Here is a 20,210-nt window from a genome sequence, read left to right on the forward strand (position 1 = left end):
TAAACCATGTTTTTTGGCAATGTTGAACGGTTAAGTTGGAGCTCTATTCTTCCTAGGCGTTTTATTGAGTATATAAAGCAGGCTCAGCAGATTGCGGAAGATAATAATGATAACGGTCGTTATGATATTGATGGAGATCGTGTTTTTTGCGTGTTGATGACACCAGAAACGGAACCGAGAGAAGACCGAAAAACAGAGATACACCGTGATTATTTAGATATTCAGATTATCTTAGAGGGTGAAGAAACCTTTGGATACTCAATTGAAACACCACAAGCGCTTCTGGATAAACCGGAATACACCAATGATGTCTTATTGTTTAATGAAGTGGGCAACGAAAGTTTTATTTCATTAAGAGCAGGGGATTTTATTATCTTCTATCCTGGTGAATCACACCGACCACAATGTGCAACGAAAGAACCCATGACGGTGAGAAAAGCGGTAATAAAAGTACATCGAGATTTGATTTAAACAGCAGTTGCCAGTATACAGCGCTTCTTGGTAGGTCACGCGATGTGCAGCTACCGAGAAGCGAATAATAATGTTGATCTTTAGGTTATATTCTTAACACCAATATTTTTGATTTGCGTTGATAGTTGTATAGCCCCCGTTTTTCCATTGGCAAAGAATCTACGCCAACTTCTTCAAAGCCTTGCTCTCTAAACCAATGCAAACTATGTGTAGTTAAGACAAACAATTTATTAATTCCCATGGCTTTGGCTTCTTGGCTCATATGTTTGAGTAACACCACACCACGATCGCCATCACGATAATCAGGGTGAACGGCGACACAAGCCATTTCGGCCATTTTATCTTCTATATATGGGTATAAAGCGGCACAACCAATCACTAGCCTATCTTTATCAATAATAGTGAATTTATGGACTTCTTGTTCTAATTGCTCTCGTGAGCGGCGGACTAAAATACCTTGCTCTTCCAATGGGTGAATCAGGTCTAAAATACCACCAATGTCTTGAATCAGGGCCGTTCGAGTTTGTTCCGCGCTAGCCATTACGACTTGAGTGCCAATGCCATCAAATGAAAACAACTCTTGTAATAGCGCCCCATCTTCTTTATAGCTGACTAAATGACAACGGGGTACACCCGCTCGGCATGCGGCAAGGGCGCTTCGTAGAAATCGAAAGGTTCCACTGGTGTAACCGCTTTCGATGTTAGGTTGCGATTCTAATTCTGTCACGAGCTGTTCTGCGCCATTAGGAAATAATTCAGGAATGACGCGGCCGTCATCATCAATAATGCCTTGTTCTGAACAAAACCCGATTAATTTATAGGCTTTCAGTCGAATCGCTATTTGGGTGGCGACATCTTCATACATAAGGTTAAAGCTTTCACCGGTGACGGAGCTGGCAATAGGACCTACTACCACAATGGAGCCCATATCGAGCATACGATTAATGGCGGCAGAATCAATACGGCGTACTTTGCCGCTGTGGCAATAATCGATGCCATCATCGACACCTAGTGGCTGAGCGATCACAAAATTACCACTTACCACGTTCAGTTGAGTACCTTGCATTGGCGTGTTGTTTAAGCTCATTGACAGGCGAGCCGTAATGGCTAATTGCAATCGACCAGCGGCTTGCATCGCAAAATCCAGAGCCGATTCATTTGTGACACGAATCCCTTTATGGTAGTGCGATTCACAATTATTATTTTGTAAGTTCTGATTGATTTGAGGGCGAGCCCCATATACCAATACAATTCTCATCCCCAAGCTGTGTAATAAGGCGATATCATTAATGATGTTATCAAAATTGTTGTCGTTAAATGCTTCGCCTCCGAGCATGATCACCATGGTTTTTCCACGATGGGCATTGACGTATGGTGCAGATTGTCTGAATCCTTTAACTAGTGCTGTACTTCGCAATTTCACGTTAATCTTCCCTTGATTTTTTATGTTTAAATAGTGACTAAAAATTCAACATTGATCAATCATTATTTAAATCAAAAATAAGTTTAAACAACTTAAGTTACCGTTTATGTGCGATTTGTTGTAAAGATGACAAAACGTAATGATATGACACTATACTTTCCAGTTGCTGATTTTACTTTTACAGGTCAAGTTGAAGGATAATGTGTATTCATCAATGAGACTTGCGTGGTGACAAAGAAATAAGTAATGGGTTATTGTTGGCGGATCGGGATTTTGTTGTGAGATATTTCAAACCCTAGTTTGTTGCTTGTGCCTAAGTGCTATTTTTGTCATTGTGCTTATTATTGACCACTCAACTCACTTGGTGATTTTTCGTGCAGACCTTTTCTATTTTATCTTCTCGATTTTCTTTTAGGCCTATCAAACCAATTGCTTCTCGCGTATTTGTTTTTACTGTTGTTACGATGATGCTTGGTTGTGCTCAAAAGGTTGAGCGTGGGCAACAGTATTTAGACGGGAAACTTGATACCACTTTAGAAAATGTGGATACCATTCAAACTCAATCACCACAAGATTTTACGACCTTTGCCAGACAGGCTGAGCAAGTGGAAATAACATCGCCTTCTTTAAAATCCAAATACGCCAATCTTTATGCTCAACTTAATGTATGGGCACAAGAAAGCGGTGATCCTACTCAGCTTGCTAAATATGGTGTGAATATTGAGCAATTGGCTGGTGCGGATAAGAAAGGAAATATCTTATTTACCGGGTACTTCTCTCCTGTGATTGAAATGCGTCATACTCCGGATCATTTATTCAAATACCCTGTTTATGCTAAACCACAGTGTGGATCGGTTTGCCCGACCCGAGCTCAAATTTATGATGGTGCATTGAAAGATAAAGGGTTAGTACTAGGTTATGCATCAAATATGATGGATCCGTTCTTAATGGAAGTGCAAGGCAGTGGTTTTGTGCACTATGCGGATAATGATGAGCTAGATTACTTTGCTTATGCTGGTAAGAATAATCACCCGTATGTCAGTATTGGCCGAATATTAATTGAGCGTGGCATTATTCCGAAAGAAAAAATGTCGATGAAAGCGATTAAAGAATGGGCATTGAAAAATGATACCGCAACCGTGCAAGAGTTATTAGAACAGAACCCTTCTTATGTTTTCTTTGAGCGTCAACCTGGTGCGGAAGTAGTTGGTGCGGCAGGTATTCCTCTTCTGCCTATGGCGGCAGTAGCTGGAGACCGCAGTATTTTTCCTATGGGGACGCCAATTTTAGCGGAAGTACCATTATTAGATGTTAATGGCCAATGGACGGGCATTCATGTGCTCAAGTTGCTAATCGTATTGGATACTGGAGGCGCAGTAAAAGGTGGGCATCTAGATTTGTATCATGGAATGGGCGCGCGCTCAGGGATTGCGGCTGGGCATTATCGTCATTTTGGACGAGTGTGGAAATTGGATCTTACTGCGCCACCACTGCAAATTCCGAATAATTAGTTGATTGACAGAGGCTTCGGCAAATGGAAGGTTGAAGTACTAAAGGGATAGATTGTTGAAAGAGTGCGTATTGACCTAGAGACAGGTATAATGCGCGCTCTTTTTTGATCTCTGGTGTTAAAGGCTTCTCATGAAAACAATGCAACCCGCATCTGATCGCTATGACCAACGTTTCGGTGGAACTCGCCGATTGTATGGTTATAATGAAGTCGATATTTTACGTGCAGCGCATGTTTGCGTTGTTGGTATTGGCGGTGTTGGTTCGTGGGCAGTAGAAGCATTAGCTAGAACCGGTGTGGGTGAGCTTACTTTAATCGATATGGATGATGTGTGTGTGACGAATATTAACCGTCAAATACATGCATTAAGCACAAGCGTAGGACAGAGTAAGATTGAAGTGATGGCTGAGCGTGTGGCTTTGATCAATCCTGAATGCAAAGTGAACTTGGTTGATGATTTCATCACGCCTGACAATGTGAATCAGTATATAAGTAAAGATTTTGATTATGTGTTGGATGCGATTGACAGTATTAAGCCGAAAGCGGCTTTATTGGCATATTGCCGTAGCAATAAAATCAAAGTGATTACGACAGGTGGCGCGGGCGGCCAAACCGATCCAACACAAATTAAAATTGCTGATTTATCCAAAACGGTACAAGATCCGTTAGCCAAAAAATTAAAAGATACATTGCGTCGTTTTCATAACTTTAGTAAAAACCCGCAACGTAAATTCAGTATTGATTGTGTCTTTTCGACAGAGCAACTTAAATACCCTCAACCGGATGGCAGTGTATGCGGCATCAAATCAACCGCGGAAGGCCCAAAGCGCATGGATTGCGCCAGTGGGTTTGGCGCTGCAACCGTAGTGACCGCCACTTTTGGGTTTGTTGCGGTTTCTCGAATTGTTGAGAAGTTAATTCAAAAGCATAACCTTTAGCTACCAACTACGTACATGTGAGAATTTATAATGTCTAACCATCCTTTTGGAACGACTATTACTGCTGAAACTATTGTGAAAACTGTGTCTGCTTTTACGAGCTGGGAAGAGAGATATCGCCAAGTAATTATGTGGGGAAAGCAACTGCCTACTCTTGACGAGAGTTTGAAGCAGGATCAGCTTTTGGTTTCTGGCTGTGAAAGTAAGGTGTGGTTAGTGTCTGAATTTGATGGTGAGTGTTGGCATTTTCAAGCGGATTCGGATGCTCGAATCGTTCGAGGTTTAATCGCTTTAGTGTTAGCGGCTTTTCATCATCAATCTTCGGAATATATTAAAAATTTTGATACTAAAGCTTATTTTGAGCAACTGGAATTAGTCGATCATTTAAGTCAGTCACGTGGTAATGGGCTTAGAGCGATTGTCGAAACCATTAAACAAGTGACTGATTAGGGAACGTTAATTCATTTGTATTTCTGTTACAACAATTCAACCGTTTTAGTTAAAGCGGTGAGTAATGCCTCAATATCGTCTTCATTGTTATAAATTCCCATCGAAACTCGAATAGTACCGCTTATGCCCAGCGCATCCATCAATGGGTGCGCACAATGGTGTCCAGATCGTACGGCAATATTTTGCTTATCAAGAAGAATCGCAATATCTTGATGATGAATGCTCTCCCCATCAAGAGTAAGAGTAAAGCTGACAACGCTTGCTTGTGGTTGCAACCCTATGATGGTTACGCCTTCAATCTTCATTAAGCCTTCGACTAACTGGTGACTTAGTTTATGGAGATGTGCTTCAACTTGCTGATCATCAAAATGAGATAGCCATTGAATGGCAGTAGCAAGTGCAATTGCCCCTGCAACATTAGGAGTTCCTGCTTCAAATTTACCAGGCAGTTCTGCAAATGAGGTTTGTTCAAAACTCACTTTTTCCACCATCTTACCTCCACCATGCCAAGGTGGCATAGCATCGAGTAATGTTTGTTTACCATAAAGCACGCCAATGCCAGTTGGTGCATATAGTTTATGGCCGGAGAAAACATAGAAATCGCAATTGAGTTTTTGGACATCGACGGGTTCATGTACGATACCTTGAGCGCCATCGATGACAGCAATCGCGCCAACATTATGAGTATATTCAATAATTGATTCTATTGGCTGACGAGTTGCGGTGACATTCGTAATATGGGCTGCGGCTACGATCTTCGTTTTATTATTGAGCAATGATATAAAGGCTTTCATATCCCACCGGCAGTCTTGGGTCATGGGGACTTTAATAACTTTTGCTCCCGTTTGCTCCGCGACGATTTGCCAAGGCACAATATTCGCATGATGTTCCATTTCGCCGACAAGGATTTCATCTCCAGCTTGTAACGTGTTACGAGCATAAGTTTGTGCGATGAGATTGATGGCTTCGGTTGCGCCGCGTGTCCAAATAATTTCTTTATAGCTATTCGCACCAATGAAAGACTGGACCTGAGACCGTGCCTGTTCAAATTCTTCCGTTGCATTGGCGGTTAAGCGGTGGCTGCCACGATGTACATTAGCATTTTGTTGGCTGTAATATTGGCTGATGCTATCAATCACACATTGAGGTTTTTGCGTGGTTGCCGCGTTGTCTAAATACACCACCGATGATTCGGATTCTACATGGATGAATGGGAATTGAGCCCGAATTGCCTCAATATCTAAAACATCATTATGCTGTGGGTTCGTGTGATGAGAAGACATAATCAACTTAGCCAATAAATAAAATAGGGTGGGGAGTATAAAGCAAATTTACAGCAACCAAAACTGATCCCCTTTTTAGTTTCGATAGGCTGAGCATAGTTAGTGTGAAGATGCTTAGAGTATTGGTTAACTTATTGCTTTTATTTTTTCCATTAAAGCTTGATGATGTGGCGTATTAAGCCCATGCTTTTGGGCGGTTCGAATCAAATAACCAGTAATAAAGTCGATTTCAGTTGTACGGTGGTGAGCGATATCTTGATGCATTGATGAAAAGTTTTGTGCAGTGGACTCAATAACGCGATAAACATTATCAACAACAGATTGATGAGAAATCGCGATGTTCTCAGCGTTAAGGACTTGGCTGATTTCTTTGATTAAAATTGATATCTGTTTCTTGAATTGATCATTGGCTAATTTGCCATTTCGGCATTGATGAATAGCCGTTAATGGATTGATAACACTGTTGATCGCCAGTTTATTCCACAAGGCGGTGTGAATATCATTGCGCCATTCAACACTAGGTAAGATGGTATTTAGCGCAATGATGAGATCATTAATGTCAGATTTTTTAAAAGGAGAAGACAAAGGGCTTGGCCCAATGAATGTTTGTCCTAGTCCCGTATGATTGACTTGGCCCTGTGTTGGTTTAAATGCAGCTTGAGTCGTGGTGGCAAGTAAAAGTGGATATTGATGCCATTTAGAATCTAAAGCATCAACCGCGCCCATTCCATTATGTAAAAACACAATCGGTGTACTTGAATTTAAAAATGCATGAAGGGGTTCAATTGCTTCTGTTACTTGAGTTGATTTCACGGTTACGAGTAATAACTGGCAATCTTGCAGTGCTTGATAATCGTTAATTGTCAGTGTGAAAGGTTGAAATTGATCCAGTTGGATTACTAGTGGTGCTAGCGTTTTTGAACGGGTAAAACCGATGACGTCATGATGAATTTGGTGACATTTTGCTGCCCATAAAGAGCCTATAGCGCCTAAACCGACAATCCCTATCTTCATTCTATTTTTCCTTTTTTACAGAGAAAGCGCGACCATTAACTTCATCATCATTGCGAGAAACCTTCTCATTCCAAATAGAATACCGTAAAAACAACAATAGCGCAGATTGAAAACTCAATCTGCGCTATTAATAATATAATGTTTAACGACTTAATTAGCGTTAGATTAGAATTTGTAAGTTACGTCAAAGTAGTGAGAAACACCTGTTGATTCCCAAGTTCCGCCATCAAAACCAGTCGCTGAACCGTCTTTAAGGCCGTAAACATCTTTGTATAATTTTAAACCGTAACCAACCGCAAAGCGCTCACTGTGCCAGTAAATACCGTTAAACATTACGCCACCATTACTAGCTGATGCATATTCATCTTTCATACCAAATTGGTAATCGATGTAACCTTGGTAAGAAAGGAAAGAACCGTTGCTGAAGTTCAAGAAAGGTTTGAACCAGTTAGTTGAGATCTGATAACCATTCCAATCTTTATTGTTAATGTCGTATAAAGCATAAACATTCAAGCCAACTTTGCCTAACCAAGGCACGTTGATATCTGAGCCTAGACCGTAAAATGAGTTGTTTACACCACCATTATTACCACCCCAGTTAAATAAGGTTGCAACATAGAGTTCTTGGACTGGACCAAATGAAAGATCTTTACCCGTTAAGCCATCGATAGACATACGAGGAGCAAACTTCATGAACATTTTATCTGCAGAGTTTGACTTATCTTGATCATCAGAGCTTGTTAGGTTGAAAATATCAACGTAACCATAAAGATCGAAGATTCCAGAGCGGCCGCCAAATTCCATCTCTAAATAGTCATGACCATCCTTTGTTGCTTCAGAAGAAGCTGGTTTCTCATCTAAAGAGTACATAAGATTAAATTGTAGCCATTTGTAATCATTCTTATGAACGTCATCTGAATAGTCCGCTGCTAAAACTGGCGCTGAAGCAGCAACAAGACTAAGAGCTAAAAGTGTTTTACGCATGAGTGGGCTCTCTCTATTATCAGTAAAGGTTGTATTTGCACCCATACATGGTGCGGTTTCTTTAAGTGGCGCTGATAATATATGTTTCGTTCTCATTTGTAAGTGATAAAAGCTGCAATCCCATAAATTTATTGTGAGCTTTGTCACGATAATGAATATTGAAATGGAACTACAAGACAGAAGCTGCACAGCGTTTATCTTTTAAACGGAAATACGTGAGGTAATCGCTTGCCTAGAGTGTTTCATATTCAATTAGCTTTAAACGGTTATTTTTGGCTACGAGCTTTCTCGAGTAGATCGTTGAAATAATGGCGAAGCGAATACAACATAATTAAGCTTGGGACCACCATTATTGCAGTAATAATGAAAAAGAGAGGCCAACTGTTGAGATGATCCACTAATTCCCCGCTAAAGGAAGATAATGTTGTTCGTCCAAAATTACCGAGTGAGGCGAGTAAAGCGTATTGTGTGGCAGAAAATGCTTGTCCAGTTAATACGGTAAGAAAAGAAACAAAAGCGACGGTTGAGAAAGCGGTGGTGAAATTATCAACTAACACTGTGGCAAGAAGTAAATGTTCATTTGGCCCGACAGAGGCAATCCAAGCAAACATTAAATTACTGCTGGCCATGGCAATACCACCAATCATTAATCCTTTTATAATACCAAACCGAACATTGAACATACTGCCAACAAATGTAAATACCATTGTCGCTCCCCAACCGATGAGTTTAGAGTATTCACCTATTTGTTCGTTGCTGAATCCGACTTCTTTATAGAAAACAATAGACATTCTTCCAAGAAAAGCTTCACCAATCTTAAAGAGAAACACGAACAGTAATAATGTTATTGCGACTTGTACTCCATTACGCCGAAAGAAGTCTAAAAAGGGTTCGATGACGGTAACAGAAAGCCAGGCTAGGACTCTTGAATTGACGACTTTTTCATGGCGTTTTTCTGCTTGTTGCTGTAATTCATCCCTTTGAGTGACGGGTTCACCAGTTAGCACGGTGAATAGCATTAATAAAACAATAACTAATGTCATACCGTAATACACATTATTCCATCCGTAGGCATCCGCATTAGAAAAAGCGAGGTAGCCGGGGAGTGAATAGCCTGTCCACCAACCAATCACAGCCATGGCAGAAGCTTGAGGCAATTTACTGTTATTACTTTTGGGAAATGAGTCGATCCTAAACGCGTCTATGGCTATATCTTGGGTAGCAGAAGCGGTTGATATAGTCAGTGCAATTGCTGAAATTAGAATGAGGTTTTCGGTTGGATTGAGTCCAGATAAAAAGAAAGAACACACCAACATAATGGACTGACATAAAAAGATCCAACTGCGGCGTTGTCCTAGCCAAATATGCAGTAACGGTAATTTTACGCGATCAACCAATGGTGCCCAGAGAAAGTTGATTGCATAGACGGCAAATACGGCACCGAAGTAACCAATAGCTGAGCGCGTTAAACCAGCATCGGTGAGCCAGCCCGACATGTTCGAGCCAATTAATACCCAAGGAAAGCCACTTGAACAACCTAACATGAATACCCATAATAAACGTTTGTCTAAATAGGTTTGTATGGTTGCCTTCCACGTCATAGAGGCCATGGATACTCCTTGGTATTTTTGCATGAAAAATGTAAGCCACCGTGTGGTTTAAATAAACGAATTAGATGTCGTTTCTTTAAATAACAGTGGCTTAATAGCTTGAATAGGTTTAGTTACTTGAGTGTTGCTTTGGTTATCATGATCGGTGTGACAGGCACATCTTGCATCATACCGAGGTTATGAGTTGGTTTTTGCGCCATGGCTTGGATTGCATCAAAGCCTTTGATAACTTTACCAAATACGGCGTAACCAGCAGAATTTCGTGAGTAGTTCAAAAAGTCATTATCTTTTAAATTAATGAAAAACTGACGAGTCGCTGAGTTTGGATTACTGGTTCTTGCCATTGCAATGGTGGTGGTAAGGTTTTCTAATCCATTGGCCGCTTCATTACGTATTGGGGAATAAGATGAACGCTCAACCATATCTTTATCAAACCCACCGCCTTGGGCCATGAAACCAGGGATCACGCGGTGAAATTGAGTGCCTACATAGCTGCCATCATTGACGTATTTGATGAAGTTGGCAACGCTGATAGGGGCCAATTGTTCATTCAGTTCAACTGTGAAATTACCCACTGTCGTTTCAAATTCTACCTGCTTGGCTGCAAAGCTTGAGGCACTGAATAGCATTAAAAGAGAGAATAAAATCTTCTTCATTAAAAATTACCTTTCATATAGTTAGTCAGTTCTGGGTCTTTCGCAATGCTGGTTAATACACGGCTTGAAACGCGGTTAATGACTTCTTCAATATTGGTTTTATCTGCGTTGAAAGACCCTGATTTGTTTCCGGTACCGGTATAGGTTTTTACAAACTTACCATTCGGTGTTTCAGCGGTGATTTTTAATGTCACCTTTCCATCGATAGAGTATTTGACCGGTTCTTGATTAATGGTAGCAATGGCATTAATGATTTGTACGTTAATGATATTATTGCTGTTTTTAGTAATGGTAAAGCCTTGAGAGAAGAATTGCTGATAAACGGCCGCTTCATAAGCTTTACGTACATTTTGTTTCGCATGAAGAGGCTGAACTTGTTCTTGATCACCATCTTTGATTATCGCAATAAATTGTGCATTACGAACATCTTGGCTCGTTAATGTAAAGGTTAACCCATCGACAACCTTACTTGAACTGAGCGTTGAAGATGGTGTTAAATTTATCAAATCGTCTTGAGATACGCTGGCACAGGCGGTTAAAGTAAGAGCGGTAATGAGCATAATGAGTTTTTTCATTTATTGATGTCCTTATTGTCCATTTTTTAAATCATTATTTTTCACAGCTTCTAAGATGACAAATTTATCATTTTCAGCGATAACAGTAACTTGTTCTTGTCCAAATAAGCGTGAAAGTTTGGTTATGTATTCTAAATGACGGTTACCTACGACAAGTAATTTGCCGTCATGGTTCAATGCATCTTTTGCATCACAGAACATTTGCCAAGCGATATGATCAGTAATGGTGTTATTTTGATGAAAAGGAGGATTACAAAGCACTAAGTAAGAGCTATTGTCCTTCATTCCATCTAAGCAGTTATTGGCAATGACTTGAATATTACGTTCAGAGCCTAAATTACGCTCAAGGTTTTTTTTCGCAGAGGCAACCGCCATAAAACTCTCATCGATACTAGTGATACGTGCTTGAGGGTTTAATTGACCCGCTTTAATAGATAACACACCATTACCACAACCAAGATCAATAATGTGGCGTAGTTCTTCATCAATAGGGATATGTTGCAACATAAAGCGAGCGCCGAGATCTAAGTTTTCACCAGAGTAAACATTAGCGTAATTCGATAATATAATATTTTCACCATCGACAGGCCATTCACATTCGGCTGGAACGGGGATAATAGGTTGACAGTTTGGTGTTGAAAACACTAAGCGATGTTTTTTCCATGCCAAAGAAGTTGTCGTTGTACCTAGGTGTTTTTCAAATAGGTTTAAAGTGGATGTGTGAATTTCTTTGGCTTTATTGACAGCAATAATCGGACAGTTTTCTGGTAGAGATTCTCTTATTTTATATAGCTGCCAGGTAAGTAAGCGATTACTCTTTGGGATTTGCATCAACACAAGATCAATATTTTTTGGGATCGCATCTAAACAGGTGAGAAATTGAACTTTAGGGCATTGATTACGCTGTAGATTTTTTAGTGTACCTTTATGTGAGATAAAAGAATCGCTCATCATAGTGACGTGATGAGATTCGGAAAACCAACAAGAAAGAGCCCCAAAATTATCATTTAAGATCAGAATGTTTTTTCCTGAAGGTAACCCCATTTCGGTAATGTGATTGATAATATATTCATCACCAGCATCCCATGCTTGTAAAATCTCGTTAGAGAGTTTTGGAAATCGAAGAAGGGTGAGTTGCTTATCCTGTAATGTTAATTCTGTTTTCATACTCTATCTTTAGTGTTTCGTCATCGATATATTGTGGCAGAAGGTATGTGAACAAGATAGTGAAAACTCTAAAGGCTCGTGTTGACTGAATGTCATATTTACATTCGGAAACAGTATCTATACTGATAGTCCTTTATCATCTATCTCTTTATTTAGAAAAAGCTGATGTAAACAATGGAAGGAAAAATCATGATTCAAGAAGTGATAGAAAGAAAGCTGAATGCCTCTTTTAGCCCTATTTACTTACAAGTGACGAATGAAAGCTACATGCATAATGTGGCGCCTGGTTCAGAAAGTCACTTTAAAGTTGTTATTGTTAGTGAGCAGTTTGAAGGGCAGAAATTATTAGCAAGACATCGATCAGTGAATCATTCGTTGGCTGATGAATTAGAAAACCACATACATGCCTTAGCTATCCATACATATACAGAATCTGAATGGCATGAATTGCGCGATGGTGCGCCGGCATCACCTAATTGTGCTGGCGGTGAAAAAAACTCCGCATAGTTATCCTCACTAATAACAATGACTTTTGGCTTGTTTTGTCAGCCTGAAGTCAGTATAAGTGATTTTATATAATTGTGGAGCGCCTCAAAGATATGAATTTTTTGTATTTAATTACTCTAGCTTAGTGGCAAAAAATGAGCGAATAGCATCAATCACAATGGCAAGCCGTTCATAAAAAGTGTTAGAATATGCCACCTAGAAGCGCTTATGGATAACATTAAGCCTTTTTATATGAATGTTGCGACGCTGGTTTATCCAATGAAATCGGTGTCGAACACTAAAAAGTCGTGTCTTTAAGTTACTCAATTAAAAGAATCTTATTTCCTAAAATAAAGTAGTGCAAGTGCGTATGATTACAATAAAAAAGGGCTTGGATCTTCCTATTGCTGGAGTTCCTGCTCAGGTGATTAATGATGGCAAGTCCATCAAAACAGTCGCCTTGCTTGGCGAAGAGTATGTGGGTATGCGTCCAACCATGCATGTCCGCGTTGATGATGAAGTGAAAAAAGGTCAAGTTCTTTTTGTCGATAAAAAGAATCCTGGCGTGAAGTACACTTCACCAGCAAACGGTAAAGTTATCGAAGTGAATCGTGGTGCTAAGCGTGTACTTCAATCTGTAGTGATTGAAGTAACAGGCAATGACCAAGTGCTCTTTGAAAACTACACAGCCGAACAACTAGCAAAGCTTGACCGTGAAATAGTCAAGACACAGCTTGTTGAGTCAGGTATGTGGACCGCTTTGCGTACTCGTCCGTTTAGCAAGGTACCAGCAATCGAATCGACCACCCAAGCGATTTTTGTGACAGCAATGGATACCAATCCACTCGCTGCGGATCCTGAGGTGATTATTAATCAAGAATCTGAAGCGTTTACCGCTGGGTTAGATGTTTTATCGATACTCACCAATGGTAAAGTCTACGTTTGTAAAGCTTCTGGGACACTACCAACATCTTCGCAATCTAATGTTGAAGAGCATGTTTTTGCCGGTGTGCATCCAGCAGGTTTGGCCGGTACGCATATGCATTATTTGTATCCTGTCAATTTAGAAAACGTAGCATGGCATCTTAATTATCAAGATGTTATCGCATTTGGTAAGTTATTCTTAACAGGTGAAATTTACACTGATCGTGTGGTTTCTCTAGCGGGACCTGCAGTAAAAGAACCTCGTTTGGTTCGTACTTGTGTTGGCGCTAACCTAGAAGAATTGACTGATGGTGAAGTGTTACCTGGTGAAGTTCGTGTTATTTCTGGTTCAGTTTTAACCGGTACTTATGCTTCGGGTCCACATGCTTACCTTGGTCGTTATCATGTGCAGGTTTCTGCTCTTCATGAAGGTCGTGAAAAAGAATTATTTGGCTGGGCAATGCCTGGTTCTCACAAGTTTTCTATTACTCGTTCTTTCTTGAGCCATTTATTCCCTAGTCGTGTATTTAACATGACAACGACAACAAATGGTAGCGACCGTTCAATGGTACCAATTGGTAACTATGAGCGTGTGATGCCTTTAGATATCGAGCCTACACTATTACTTCGTGATTTGTGTGCAGGGGATTCGGACAGCGCTCAACGTTTAGGCGTTTTAGAGCTATCTGAAGAAGATTTGGCATTATGTACCTTTGTATGTCCTGGTAAATATGAATATGGCGATTTACTTCGCGATTGCCTAGACAAGATCGAGAAGGAAGGGTAATTCATGGGCCTTAAGAAATTTATAGAAGATATTGAACCGCATTTTGAACCTGGCGGGAAACACGAGCGTTGGTTTGCTCTATACGAAGCAGCTGCAACGCTTTTGTATACTCCTGGTACGGTAACAAAACGCACATCTCATGTTCGTGATAGCGTTGACTTAAAACGTATCATGATCATGGTATGGCTAGCTGTATTCCCAGCGATGTTTTGGGGTATGTATAATACTGGTCATCAAGCCGTAGTTGCTTTAAATCACTTATATTCAGGCGACCAACTTGCTTCAATCATTTCTGGTGATTGGCATTATTGGTTTACTGAAATGTTAGGTGGCACCTTGGGTGCAGAGGCTGGTTGGGGCAGTATGATGCTGCTTGGAGCTACTTACTTCTTACCTATTTACGCCACGGTTTTCCTTGTCGGTGGTTTCTGGGAAGTATTGTTCTGTATGATCCGTAAGCATGAAGTCAATGAAGGTTTCTTCGTTACTTCAATTTTGTTTGCGCTTATTGTGCCGCCAACATTACCACTATGGCAAGCTGCTCTAGGTATTACTTTCGGTGTTGTTGTTGCGAAAGAAATCTTTGGTGGTACCGGACGTAACTTCTTGAACCCTGCTCTAGCAGGCCGTGCTTTCTTATTCTTTGCCTATCCAGCACAAATTTCTGGTGATGCTGTGTGGACTGCTGCTGATGGTTTCTCTGGTGCGACAGCGCTTAGTCAGTGGGCTCAAGGTGGTCATGGTTCATTAGTGAATACGGTGACAGGTCATTCAATTTCTTGGATGGATGCATTTATCGGTAACATTCCTGGTTCAATGGGTGAAGTGTCAACTTTGGCCTTGATCATCGGTGGTTTGATGATTGTCTATATGCGTATTGCATCATGGAGAATTATTGCTGGTGTCATGATCGGTATGGCTGCTGTGGCAACCATATTCAACTTAATCGGTTCTGATACAAATGCAATGTTTGCAATGCCTTGGTACTGGCACCTTGTCTTAGGTGGTTTTGCTTTTGGTATGATTTTCATGGCAACCGATCCAGTCTCTGCCTCGTTTACGAATAAAGGTAAGTGGTGGTACGGTATCCTGATCGGTACAATGTGTGTATTAATTCGAGTAGTTAACCCTGCGTACCCTGAAGGTATGATGTTAGCGATTTTATTCGCAAATCTATTCGCACCATTGTTCGATTACTTTGTCGTTGAGAAAAACGTCAAAAGGAGATTAGCTCGCTATGGCAAATAATAACGATAGCACTAAAAGAACGCTGATTATTGTTGTTGCGTTGAGCCTAGTGTGTTCAATCGTAGTATCAACAGCCGCCGTTCTTTTGAAACCAAAACAAGTCGCAAATGCTAAACTTGATGTTCAAAGTAACATCGTTGCAGTGGCAGGTTTTGATGCGAAAAGCCCAGAAGAGATTCAATCTATCTACAAAGAAAGTATTGAACCTCGTTTGATCGACTTTTCAACGGGTGAATTTGTTGAAGGTGATGCAAGTAAATATGACATGCGCGCCGCATCTAAAGATCCAAACCAATCGATCAAGCTTACCGCTGAACAAGATATCGCTAAAGTGTTACGTCGTCCAAACAAGGGGCTTGTATACCTTGTGAAAGAAGGCGAAACAGTGAAAGAAGTTATCATTCAGATCAATGGTACTGGCTTGTGGTCAATGATGTATGCATTTGTTGCTGTGCAAACAGATGGTAATACGGTAAATGGTATTACTTACTATGAACAAGGTGAAACTCCTGGACTTGGTGGTGAAGTTGAGAACCCTAAATGGAAAGCTCAATTTGTAGGTAAAAAGTTATACGATGAGAATAACAAACCTGCTATCAAAGTCGTTAAAGGTGGTGCACCAGCAGGTTCTGAGCATGGTGTTGATGGTCTATCAGGCGCAACATTAACGAGTAATGGTGTTCAACACCAATTTGATTTCTGGTTGGGCGACATGGGTTACGGACCATTCCTTGCAAAAGTACGTGCAGGAGAACTTAACTAATGGCTAGCATAAAAGAATTTAAGAAAACGGTTATTGCTCCTGTTGTTGACAATAACCCTATCGCACTGCAAGTGCTGGGCGTTTGTTCTGCACTGGCAGTGACCACAAAGTTAGAAACCGCATTTGTAATGACATTAGCAGTAATGTTTGTTACGGCATTCTCTAACTTCTTTGTCTCTTTGATGCGTAATAACATTCCTAGTAGTGTTCGTATCATCGTGCAGATGGCAATTATTGCATCACTAGTAATCGTTGTAGACCAAGTGTTACGCGCTTATTTTTACGATATATCCAAACAGTTATCTGTTTTCGTTGGTTTGATTATTACCAACTGTATCGTAATGGGACGAGCTGAAGCTTTTGCGATGAAGTCACCACCAATTCCATCTTTTGTTGATGGTATTGTCAATGGCTTAGGTTATGGTTTTGTGCTTATTGTCGTTGGTTTTTTCCGTGAGTTACTTGGCTCTGGCCGTCTTTTCGGAATGCAAGTTCTACCATTAACATCTGATGGTGGATGGTACCAACCAAATGGCCTAATGCTATTAGCACCGTCTGCGTTCTTCCTGATCGGTTTCTTAATTTGGGTAATCCGAACCTTTAAACCTGAACAAGTAGAAGCGAAGGAGTAATAGACGTGGAACATTATATTAGCTTACTAGTTCGTTCGATTTTTATTGAAAACATGGCACTGTCATTCTTTTTAGGCATGTGTACGTTTTTGGCAGTATCGAAGAAAGTAAAAACTTCAATCGGTCTTGGGGTTGCAGTTGTTGTTGTATTAACACTGTCAGTGCCAATTAATAACTTGGTTTATACCTATGTACTGAAAGAAGATGCATTGGTTCAAGGTGTGGATTTAAGCTTCCTTAATTTCATTACTTTCATCGGTGTTATTGCCGCATTAGTGCAGATTTTGGAAATGGTGCTAGATCGCTTTTTCCCACCTTTGTACAATGCGTTAGGTATCTTCCTTCCGTTGATTACAGTTAACTGTGCCATCTTTGGTGGCGTGTCGTTCATGGTTCAACGTGACTATAACTTCACAGAATCAATTGTATATGGCTTCGGGTCTGGTGTTGGTTGGATGTTGGCCATTGTTGCTCTTGCGGGTATTCGCGAAAAGATGAAATATTCAGATGTGCCTCCGGGTCTTCGTGGCCTTGGTATCACTTTCATCACCGCTGGTTTAATGGCGTTAGGCTTTATGTCTTTCTCTGGTATTCAACTGTAGGGTAAACGCCCAATAAATAAGGAATAGTCAATGGACATTATTCTTCTTGGCGTCGTGATGTTTACTCTGATCGTTCTTGCTTTAGTTTTGGTAATTTTATTTGCTAAATCTAAGCTGGTTCCAGAGGGTGATATTACGATTTCTGTTAATGGCGATCCTGAGAAAGCCATTATTACAAGCGCGGGTAGCAAGCTACTAGGTGCACTATCAAGTTCTGGCATTTTTGTGTCTTCAGCTTGTGGTGGCGGTGGTTCTTGTGGTCAGTGTCGTGTAAAAATCAAGTCTGGTGGTGGTGATATTTTACCAACAGAATTGGATCACATTTCTAAAGGTGAAGCTCGTGATGGTGAACGTTTAGCTTGTCAAGTTAACGTGAAAACTGACATGGAAATTGAATTGCCTGAAGAAATCTTTGGTGTGAAAAAGTGGGAATGTGAGGTTATCTCTAACGATAATAAAGCGACCTTCATCAAAGAATTTAAAATTGCGATCCCTGATGGTGAATCTGTACCTTTCCGTGCTGGTGGTTATATTCAAATTGAAGCGCCAGCTCACCATATTAAATATTCTGATTTTGATGTTCCTGAGGAATATCGTGAAGACTGGAATAAATTTAACTTATTCCGCTATGAGTCAAAAGTGGAAGAAGAAACTATTCGCGCATACTCAATGGCGAATTACCCAGAAGAAGAAGGCATTATTATGTTGAACGTGCGTATTGCTACGCCGCCACCTAATAATCCTGATGTTCCGCCGGGAATTATGTCTTCTTACATTTGGTCACTTAAAGCGGGTGATAAGTGTACGATTTCAGGACCATTTGGTGAATTCTTCGCGAAAGATACTGATGCAGAAATGGTCTTTGTGGGTGGTGGTGCTGGTATGGCTCCAATGCGTTCACATATCTTCGACCAACTTAAGCGTCTTAAGTCTCAGCGTAAGATCAGTTTTTGGTACGGTGCTCGTTCTAAGCGTGAAATGTTCTATGTTGAAGATTTCGATGGGCTTGCAGCAGAAAATGATAACTTTGAATGGCATTGCGCACTGTCTGATCCACTTCCTGAAGATAATTGGGAAGGAAAAACAGGCTTCATTCACAACGTTCTTTATGAAAGCTACTTGAGAGATCATGAAGCTCCAGAAGATTGTGAATACTACATGTGTGGTCCACCAATGATGAATGCAGCTGTTATTGGTTTGCTGAAAGATCTTGGTGTGGAAGATGAAAACATTCTATTGGATGATTTCGGCGGCTAATTCGCTAAGCTTTTGATTAAAATGGCTGACTTACTGAGTCAGCCATTCTTTTTTAAAGTCATTAGTAATAAAACGATGAGATGATTGGTCTTATCATTTATTACTAATTATTTTTACTTACGGTTAAGGAGTCAGCAAGTGAAATTAAGCACTATTCACCTTGCTAAGCGAGTTAAAACTTTCTTTTTAGTTGTTGTGTCACTGGTCGTCTTAGCGGGTTGTTCAAAACCAGCAGAACAAGTGCATTTATCTGGTCCGACAATGGGGACTGGTTATAATGTTAAGTATATTTCAGCGAAAGGGCAGCCGAAAGTTGAAGAAATACAAAAAGATATTAATGCGGTATTAGAGAAGGTGAATGATGAGATGTCGACATATCGACCTGACTCTGAATTAAGCCGCTTTAATCAGCATCGAGATAATACACCTTTCACCGTTTCAGCTGATACAGCGACTGTCGTGCGTGAAGCTTTACGTATCAATAAGCTAACAGAAGGTGCAATGGACGTCACGGTTGGTCCTATTGTGAACTTATGGGGCTTTGGCCCTGAAGACCGCCCTGATGTTATACCTAGTGCCGAAAAGTTGGAAGAACGACGAACTATCACAGGGATTGAGCATTTAAGTGAAACAGGCAATGCTTTAATTAAGGATATTCCAGAGCTTTATGTTGATCTTTCTAGCATTGCGAAAGGTCGAGGTACTGATGAAGTGGCTGATTACTTAGAGTCGGTTGGTATCAATAATTATATGGTTGAAGTGGGTGGCGAAATTCGTGTTAAAGGCAAAAACCGAGATGGTGTTGCATGGCGTATCGCGGTAGAAAAACCGGTTGTGAACCAACGTTCAGTCGAGAATATTATTGAGCCGGGAGACATGGCTATTGCCACTTCCGGGGATTACCGTAATTACTTTGAAGAAGATGGTGTTCGTTATTCTCACATTATTAACCCTAAAACTGGCAATCCTATTAATAATAAAGTGGTGTCAGTAACGGTTTTGAACCCTTCGTGTATGACTGCAGATGGTCTATCAACTGGATTGATGGTATTAGGTGAAAGCGATGGACTGCGTGTTGCTAATAAACATAACATCCCTGTTTTGTATATTGTTAAAACAAAAGATGGGTTTAAAGAATACAGTTCAAATGCCTTTAAACCGTATTTGAAAGAGAAACAATAACGCGAGGTGCATAATGGCAACTTATGGTATTACATTTTTAGTTTTTTTAGCAGTAATCGCAGCGATGTCTGTTGGTTATATCTTCCAAAAGAAAGTTGTAAAAGGAAGCTGTGGTGGGCTAGGTGCGGTTGGTGTGGATAAAGTCTGCAATTGTCCTGAGCCTTGTGATGCTCGCAAAAAACGTGAAGCAAGAGAGGCGTTGCGTGCTCAGAAACTGGCTGAGTGGGATGATAAGCGCATCATGTAGT

The 20,210-nt window shown here is 40.5% G+C and carries 21 protein-coding genes; 13 read left to right on the forward strand and 8 right to left on the reverse strand.

Annotated elements, in window-relative coordinates:
• Window positions 1-6: 6 nt before the first annotated feature.
• Window positions 7-471 carry a YhcH/YjgK/YiaL family protein gene (locus tag VCASEI_RS03600; protein ID WP_086961477.1) on the forward strand — a complete coding sequence of 155 codons (465 nt, stop codon included), beginning with the start codon at window positions 7-9 and terminating at the stop codon, window positions 469-471.
• 85 nt (window positions 472-556) lie between these two features.
• Here the strand turns inward: VCASEI_RS03600 and argA are convergent, their stop codons facing one another.
• Entirely contained in the window at window positions 557-1,894 is a 1,338-nt protein-coding gene (argA, locus tag VCASEI_RS03605) for an amino-acid N-acetyltransferase (RefSeq protein ID WP_086961475.1), read from the reverse strand.
• Window positions 1,895-2,322: 428 nt separating this feature from the next.
• Between argA and mltA the strand changes: the two genes are divergently transcribed.
• From mltA to csdE, 3 genes are all read left to right on the forward strand, one after another.
• Window positions 2,323-3,405, forward strand: coding sequence for a murein transglycosylase A (mltA, locus tag VCASEI_RS03610; RefSeq protein WP_258954854.1), 1,083 nt, complete (start codon window positions 2,323-2,325; stop codon window positions 3,403-3,405).
• A gap of 130 nt (window positions 3,406-3,535) precedes the next feature.
• On the forward strand, window positions 3,536-4,342 hold the full coding sequence (tcdA, locus tag VCASEI_RS03615; RefSeq protein ID WP_086961473.1) for a tRNA cyclic N6-threonylcarbamoyladenosine(37) synthase TcdA: 807 nt from the start codon (window positions 3,536-3,538) through the stop codon (window positions 4,340-4,342).
• A 30-nt stretch (window positions 4,343-4,372) separates the two neighbouring features.
• The gene (csdE, locus tag VCASEI_RS03620; protein WP_086961471.1) at window positions 4,373-4,792 is read left to right on the forward strand and encodes a cysteine desulfurase sulfur acceptor subunit CsdE; all 420 of its coding nucleotides are present in this window, start codon (window positions 4,373-4,375) and stop codon (window positions 4,790-4,792) included.
• Between the two features lie 26 nt (window positions 4,793-4,818).
• On the opposite strand, the gene VCASEI_RS03625 is transcribed toward csdE, so the two are convergent.
• The 7 genes from VCASEI_RS03625 to VCASEI_RS03655 form a co-directional block, all read right to left on the reverse strand.
• Entirely contained in the window at window positions 4,819-6,075 is a 1,257-nt protein-coding gene (locus VCASEI_RS03625; RefSeq protein ID WP_086961470.1) for an aminotransferase class V-fold PLP-dependent enzyme, read from the reverse strand.
• A gap of 126 nt (window positions 6,076-6,201) precedes the next feature.
• A complete protein-coding gene (locus tag VCASEI_RS03630) occupies window positions 6,202-7,089 on the reverse strand; it encodes a ketopantoate reductase family protein (protein ID WP_086961468.1) in 888 nt (295 codons plus the stop codon).
• 165 nt (window positions 7,090-7,254) lie between these two features.
• The gene (locus tag VCASEI_RS03635; protein ID WP_086961705.1) at window positions 7,255-8,073 is read right to left on the reverse strand and encodes a nucleoside-specific channel-forming Tsx family protein; all 819 of its coding nucleotides are present in this window, start codon (window positions 8,071-8,073) and stop codon (window positions 7,255-7,257) included.
• A 266-nt stretch (window positions 8,074-8,339) separates the two neighbouring features.
• Window positions 8,340-9,683: an AmpG family muropeptide MFS transporter gene (locus VCASEI_RS03640; protein WP_162621013.1), complete on the reverse strand. Its 1,344-nt coding sequence runs from the start codon at window positions 9,681-9,683 to the stop codon at window positions 8,340-8,342.
• A 113-nt stretch (window positions 9,684-9,796) separates the two neighbouring features.
• Window positions 9,797-10,339 carry a peptidylprolyl isomerase gene (locus VCASEI_RS03645; protein ID WP_086961464.1) on the reverse strand — a complete coding sequence of 181 codons (543 nt, stop codon included), beginning with the start codon at window positions 10,337-10,339 and terminating at the stop codon, window positions 9,797-9,799.
• Window positions 10,339-10,914 (reverse strand): YajG family lipoprotein, encoded by a 576-nt coding sequence (locus VCASEI_RS03650; RefSeq protein WP_086961462.1) that lies wholly within the window; start codon window positions 10,912-10,914, stop codon window positions 10,339-10,341. Before VCASEI_RS03650 ends, VCASEI_RS03645 begins: the two co-directional genes overlap by 1 nt.
• A gap of 12 nt (window positions 10,915-10,926) precedes the next feature.
• Window positions 10,927-12,081, reverse strand: a complete 1,155-nt coding sequence (locus VCASEI_RS03655; protein ID WP_089110801.1) for a methyltransferase — start codon at window positions 12,079-12,081, stop codon at window positions 10,927-10,929.
• A 189-nt stretch (window positions 12,082-12,270) separates the two neighbouring features.
• Between VCASEI_RS03655 and bolA the strand changes: the two genes are divergently transcribed.
• The 9 genes from bolA to nqrM all read left to right on the forward strand — a co-directional run bounded on the left by bolA (window position 12,271) and on the right by nqrM (window position 20,209).
• Window positions 12,271-12,588, forward strand: coding sequence for a transcriptional regulator BolA (bolA, locus tag VCASEI_RS03660; RefSeq protein WP_086961458.1), 318 nt, complete (start codon window positions 12,271-12,273; stop codon window positions 12,586-12,588).
• Window positions 12,589-12,937: 349 nt separating this feature from the next.
• The gene (locus tag VCASEI_RS03665) at window positions 12,938-14,278 is read left to right on the forward strand and encodes a Na(+)-translocating NADH-quinone reductase subunit A (RefSeq protein WP_086961456.1); all 1,341 of its coding nucleotides are present in this window, start codon (window positions 12,938-12,940) and stop codon (window positions 14,276-14,278) included.
• A gap of 3 nt (window positions 14,279-14,281) precedes the next feature.
• Window positions 14,282-15,526, forward strand: a complete 1,245-nt coding sequence (locus VCASEI_RS03670) for an NADH:ubiquinone reductase (Na(+)-transporting) subunit B (RefSeq protein ID WP_086961454.1) — start codon at window positions 14,282-14,284, stop codon at window positions 15,524-15,526.
• Window positions 15,516-16,289: a Na(+)-translocating NADH-quinone reductase subunit C gene (locus tag VCASEI_RS03675; RefSeq protein ID WP_086961452.1), complete on the forward strand. Its 774-nt coding sequence runs from the start codon at window positions 15,516-15,518 to the stop codon at window positions 16,287-16,289. The genes VCASEI_RS03670 and VCASEI_RS03675 overlap by 11 nt, the downstream gene beginning before the upstream one ends.
• Window positions 16,289-16,921, forward strand: a complete 633-nt coding sequence (locus VCASEI_RS03680; protein ID WP_086961451.1) for an NADH:ubiquinone reductase (Na(+)-transporting) subunit D — start codon at window positions 16,289-16,291, stop codon at window positions 16,919-16,921. The genes VCASEI_RS03675 and VCASEI_RS03680 overlap by 1 nt, the downstream gene beginning before the upstream one ends.
• Window positions 16,922-16,926: 5 nt before the next feature.
• Window positions 16,927-17,523, forward strand: a complete 597-nt coding sequence (gene nqrE, locus VCASEI_RS03685; protein ID WP_086961449.1) for an NADH:ubiquinone reductase (Na(+)-transporting) subunit E — start codon at window positions 16,927-16,929, stop codon at window positions 17,521-17,523.
• Window positions 17,524-17,553: 30 nt separating this feature from the next.
• The gene (nqrF, locus tag VCASEI_RS03690; RefSeq protein WP_086961447.1) at window positions 17,554-18,780 is read left to right on the forward strand and encodes an NADH:ubiquinone reductase (Na(+)-transporting) subunit F; all 1,227 of its coding nucleotides are present in this window, start codon (window positions 17,554-17,556) and stop codon (window positions 18,778-18,780) included.
• Between the two features lie 138 nt (window positions 18,781-18,918).
• Window positions 18,919-19,962 carry an FAD:protein FMN transferase gene (locus VCASEI_RS03695; protein WP_086961445.1) on the forward strand — a complete coding sequence of 348 codons (1,044 nt, stop codon included), beginning with the start codon at window positions 18,919-18,921 and terminating at the stop codon, window positions 19,960-19,962.
• 13 nt (window positions 19,963-19,975) lie between these two features.
• Complete coding sequence (gene nqrM / locus VCASEI_RS03700) at window positions 19,976-20,209, forward strand: (Na+)-NQR maturation NqrM (RefSeq protein WP_086961443.1); 234 nt, start codon at window positions 19,976-19,978, stop codon at window positions 20,207-20,209.
• The last annotated feature ends 1 nt before the right edge of the window (window position 20,210 follow it).

It is taken from the genome of Vibrio casei (assembly GCF_002218025.2).
GTDB classification, from domain to species: Bacteria; Pseudomonadota; Gammaproteobacteria; order Enterobacterales; family Vibrionaceae; genus Vibrio; species Vibrio casei.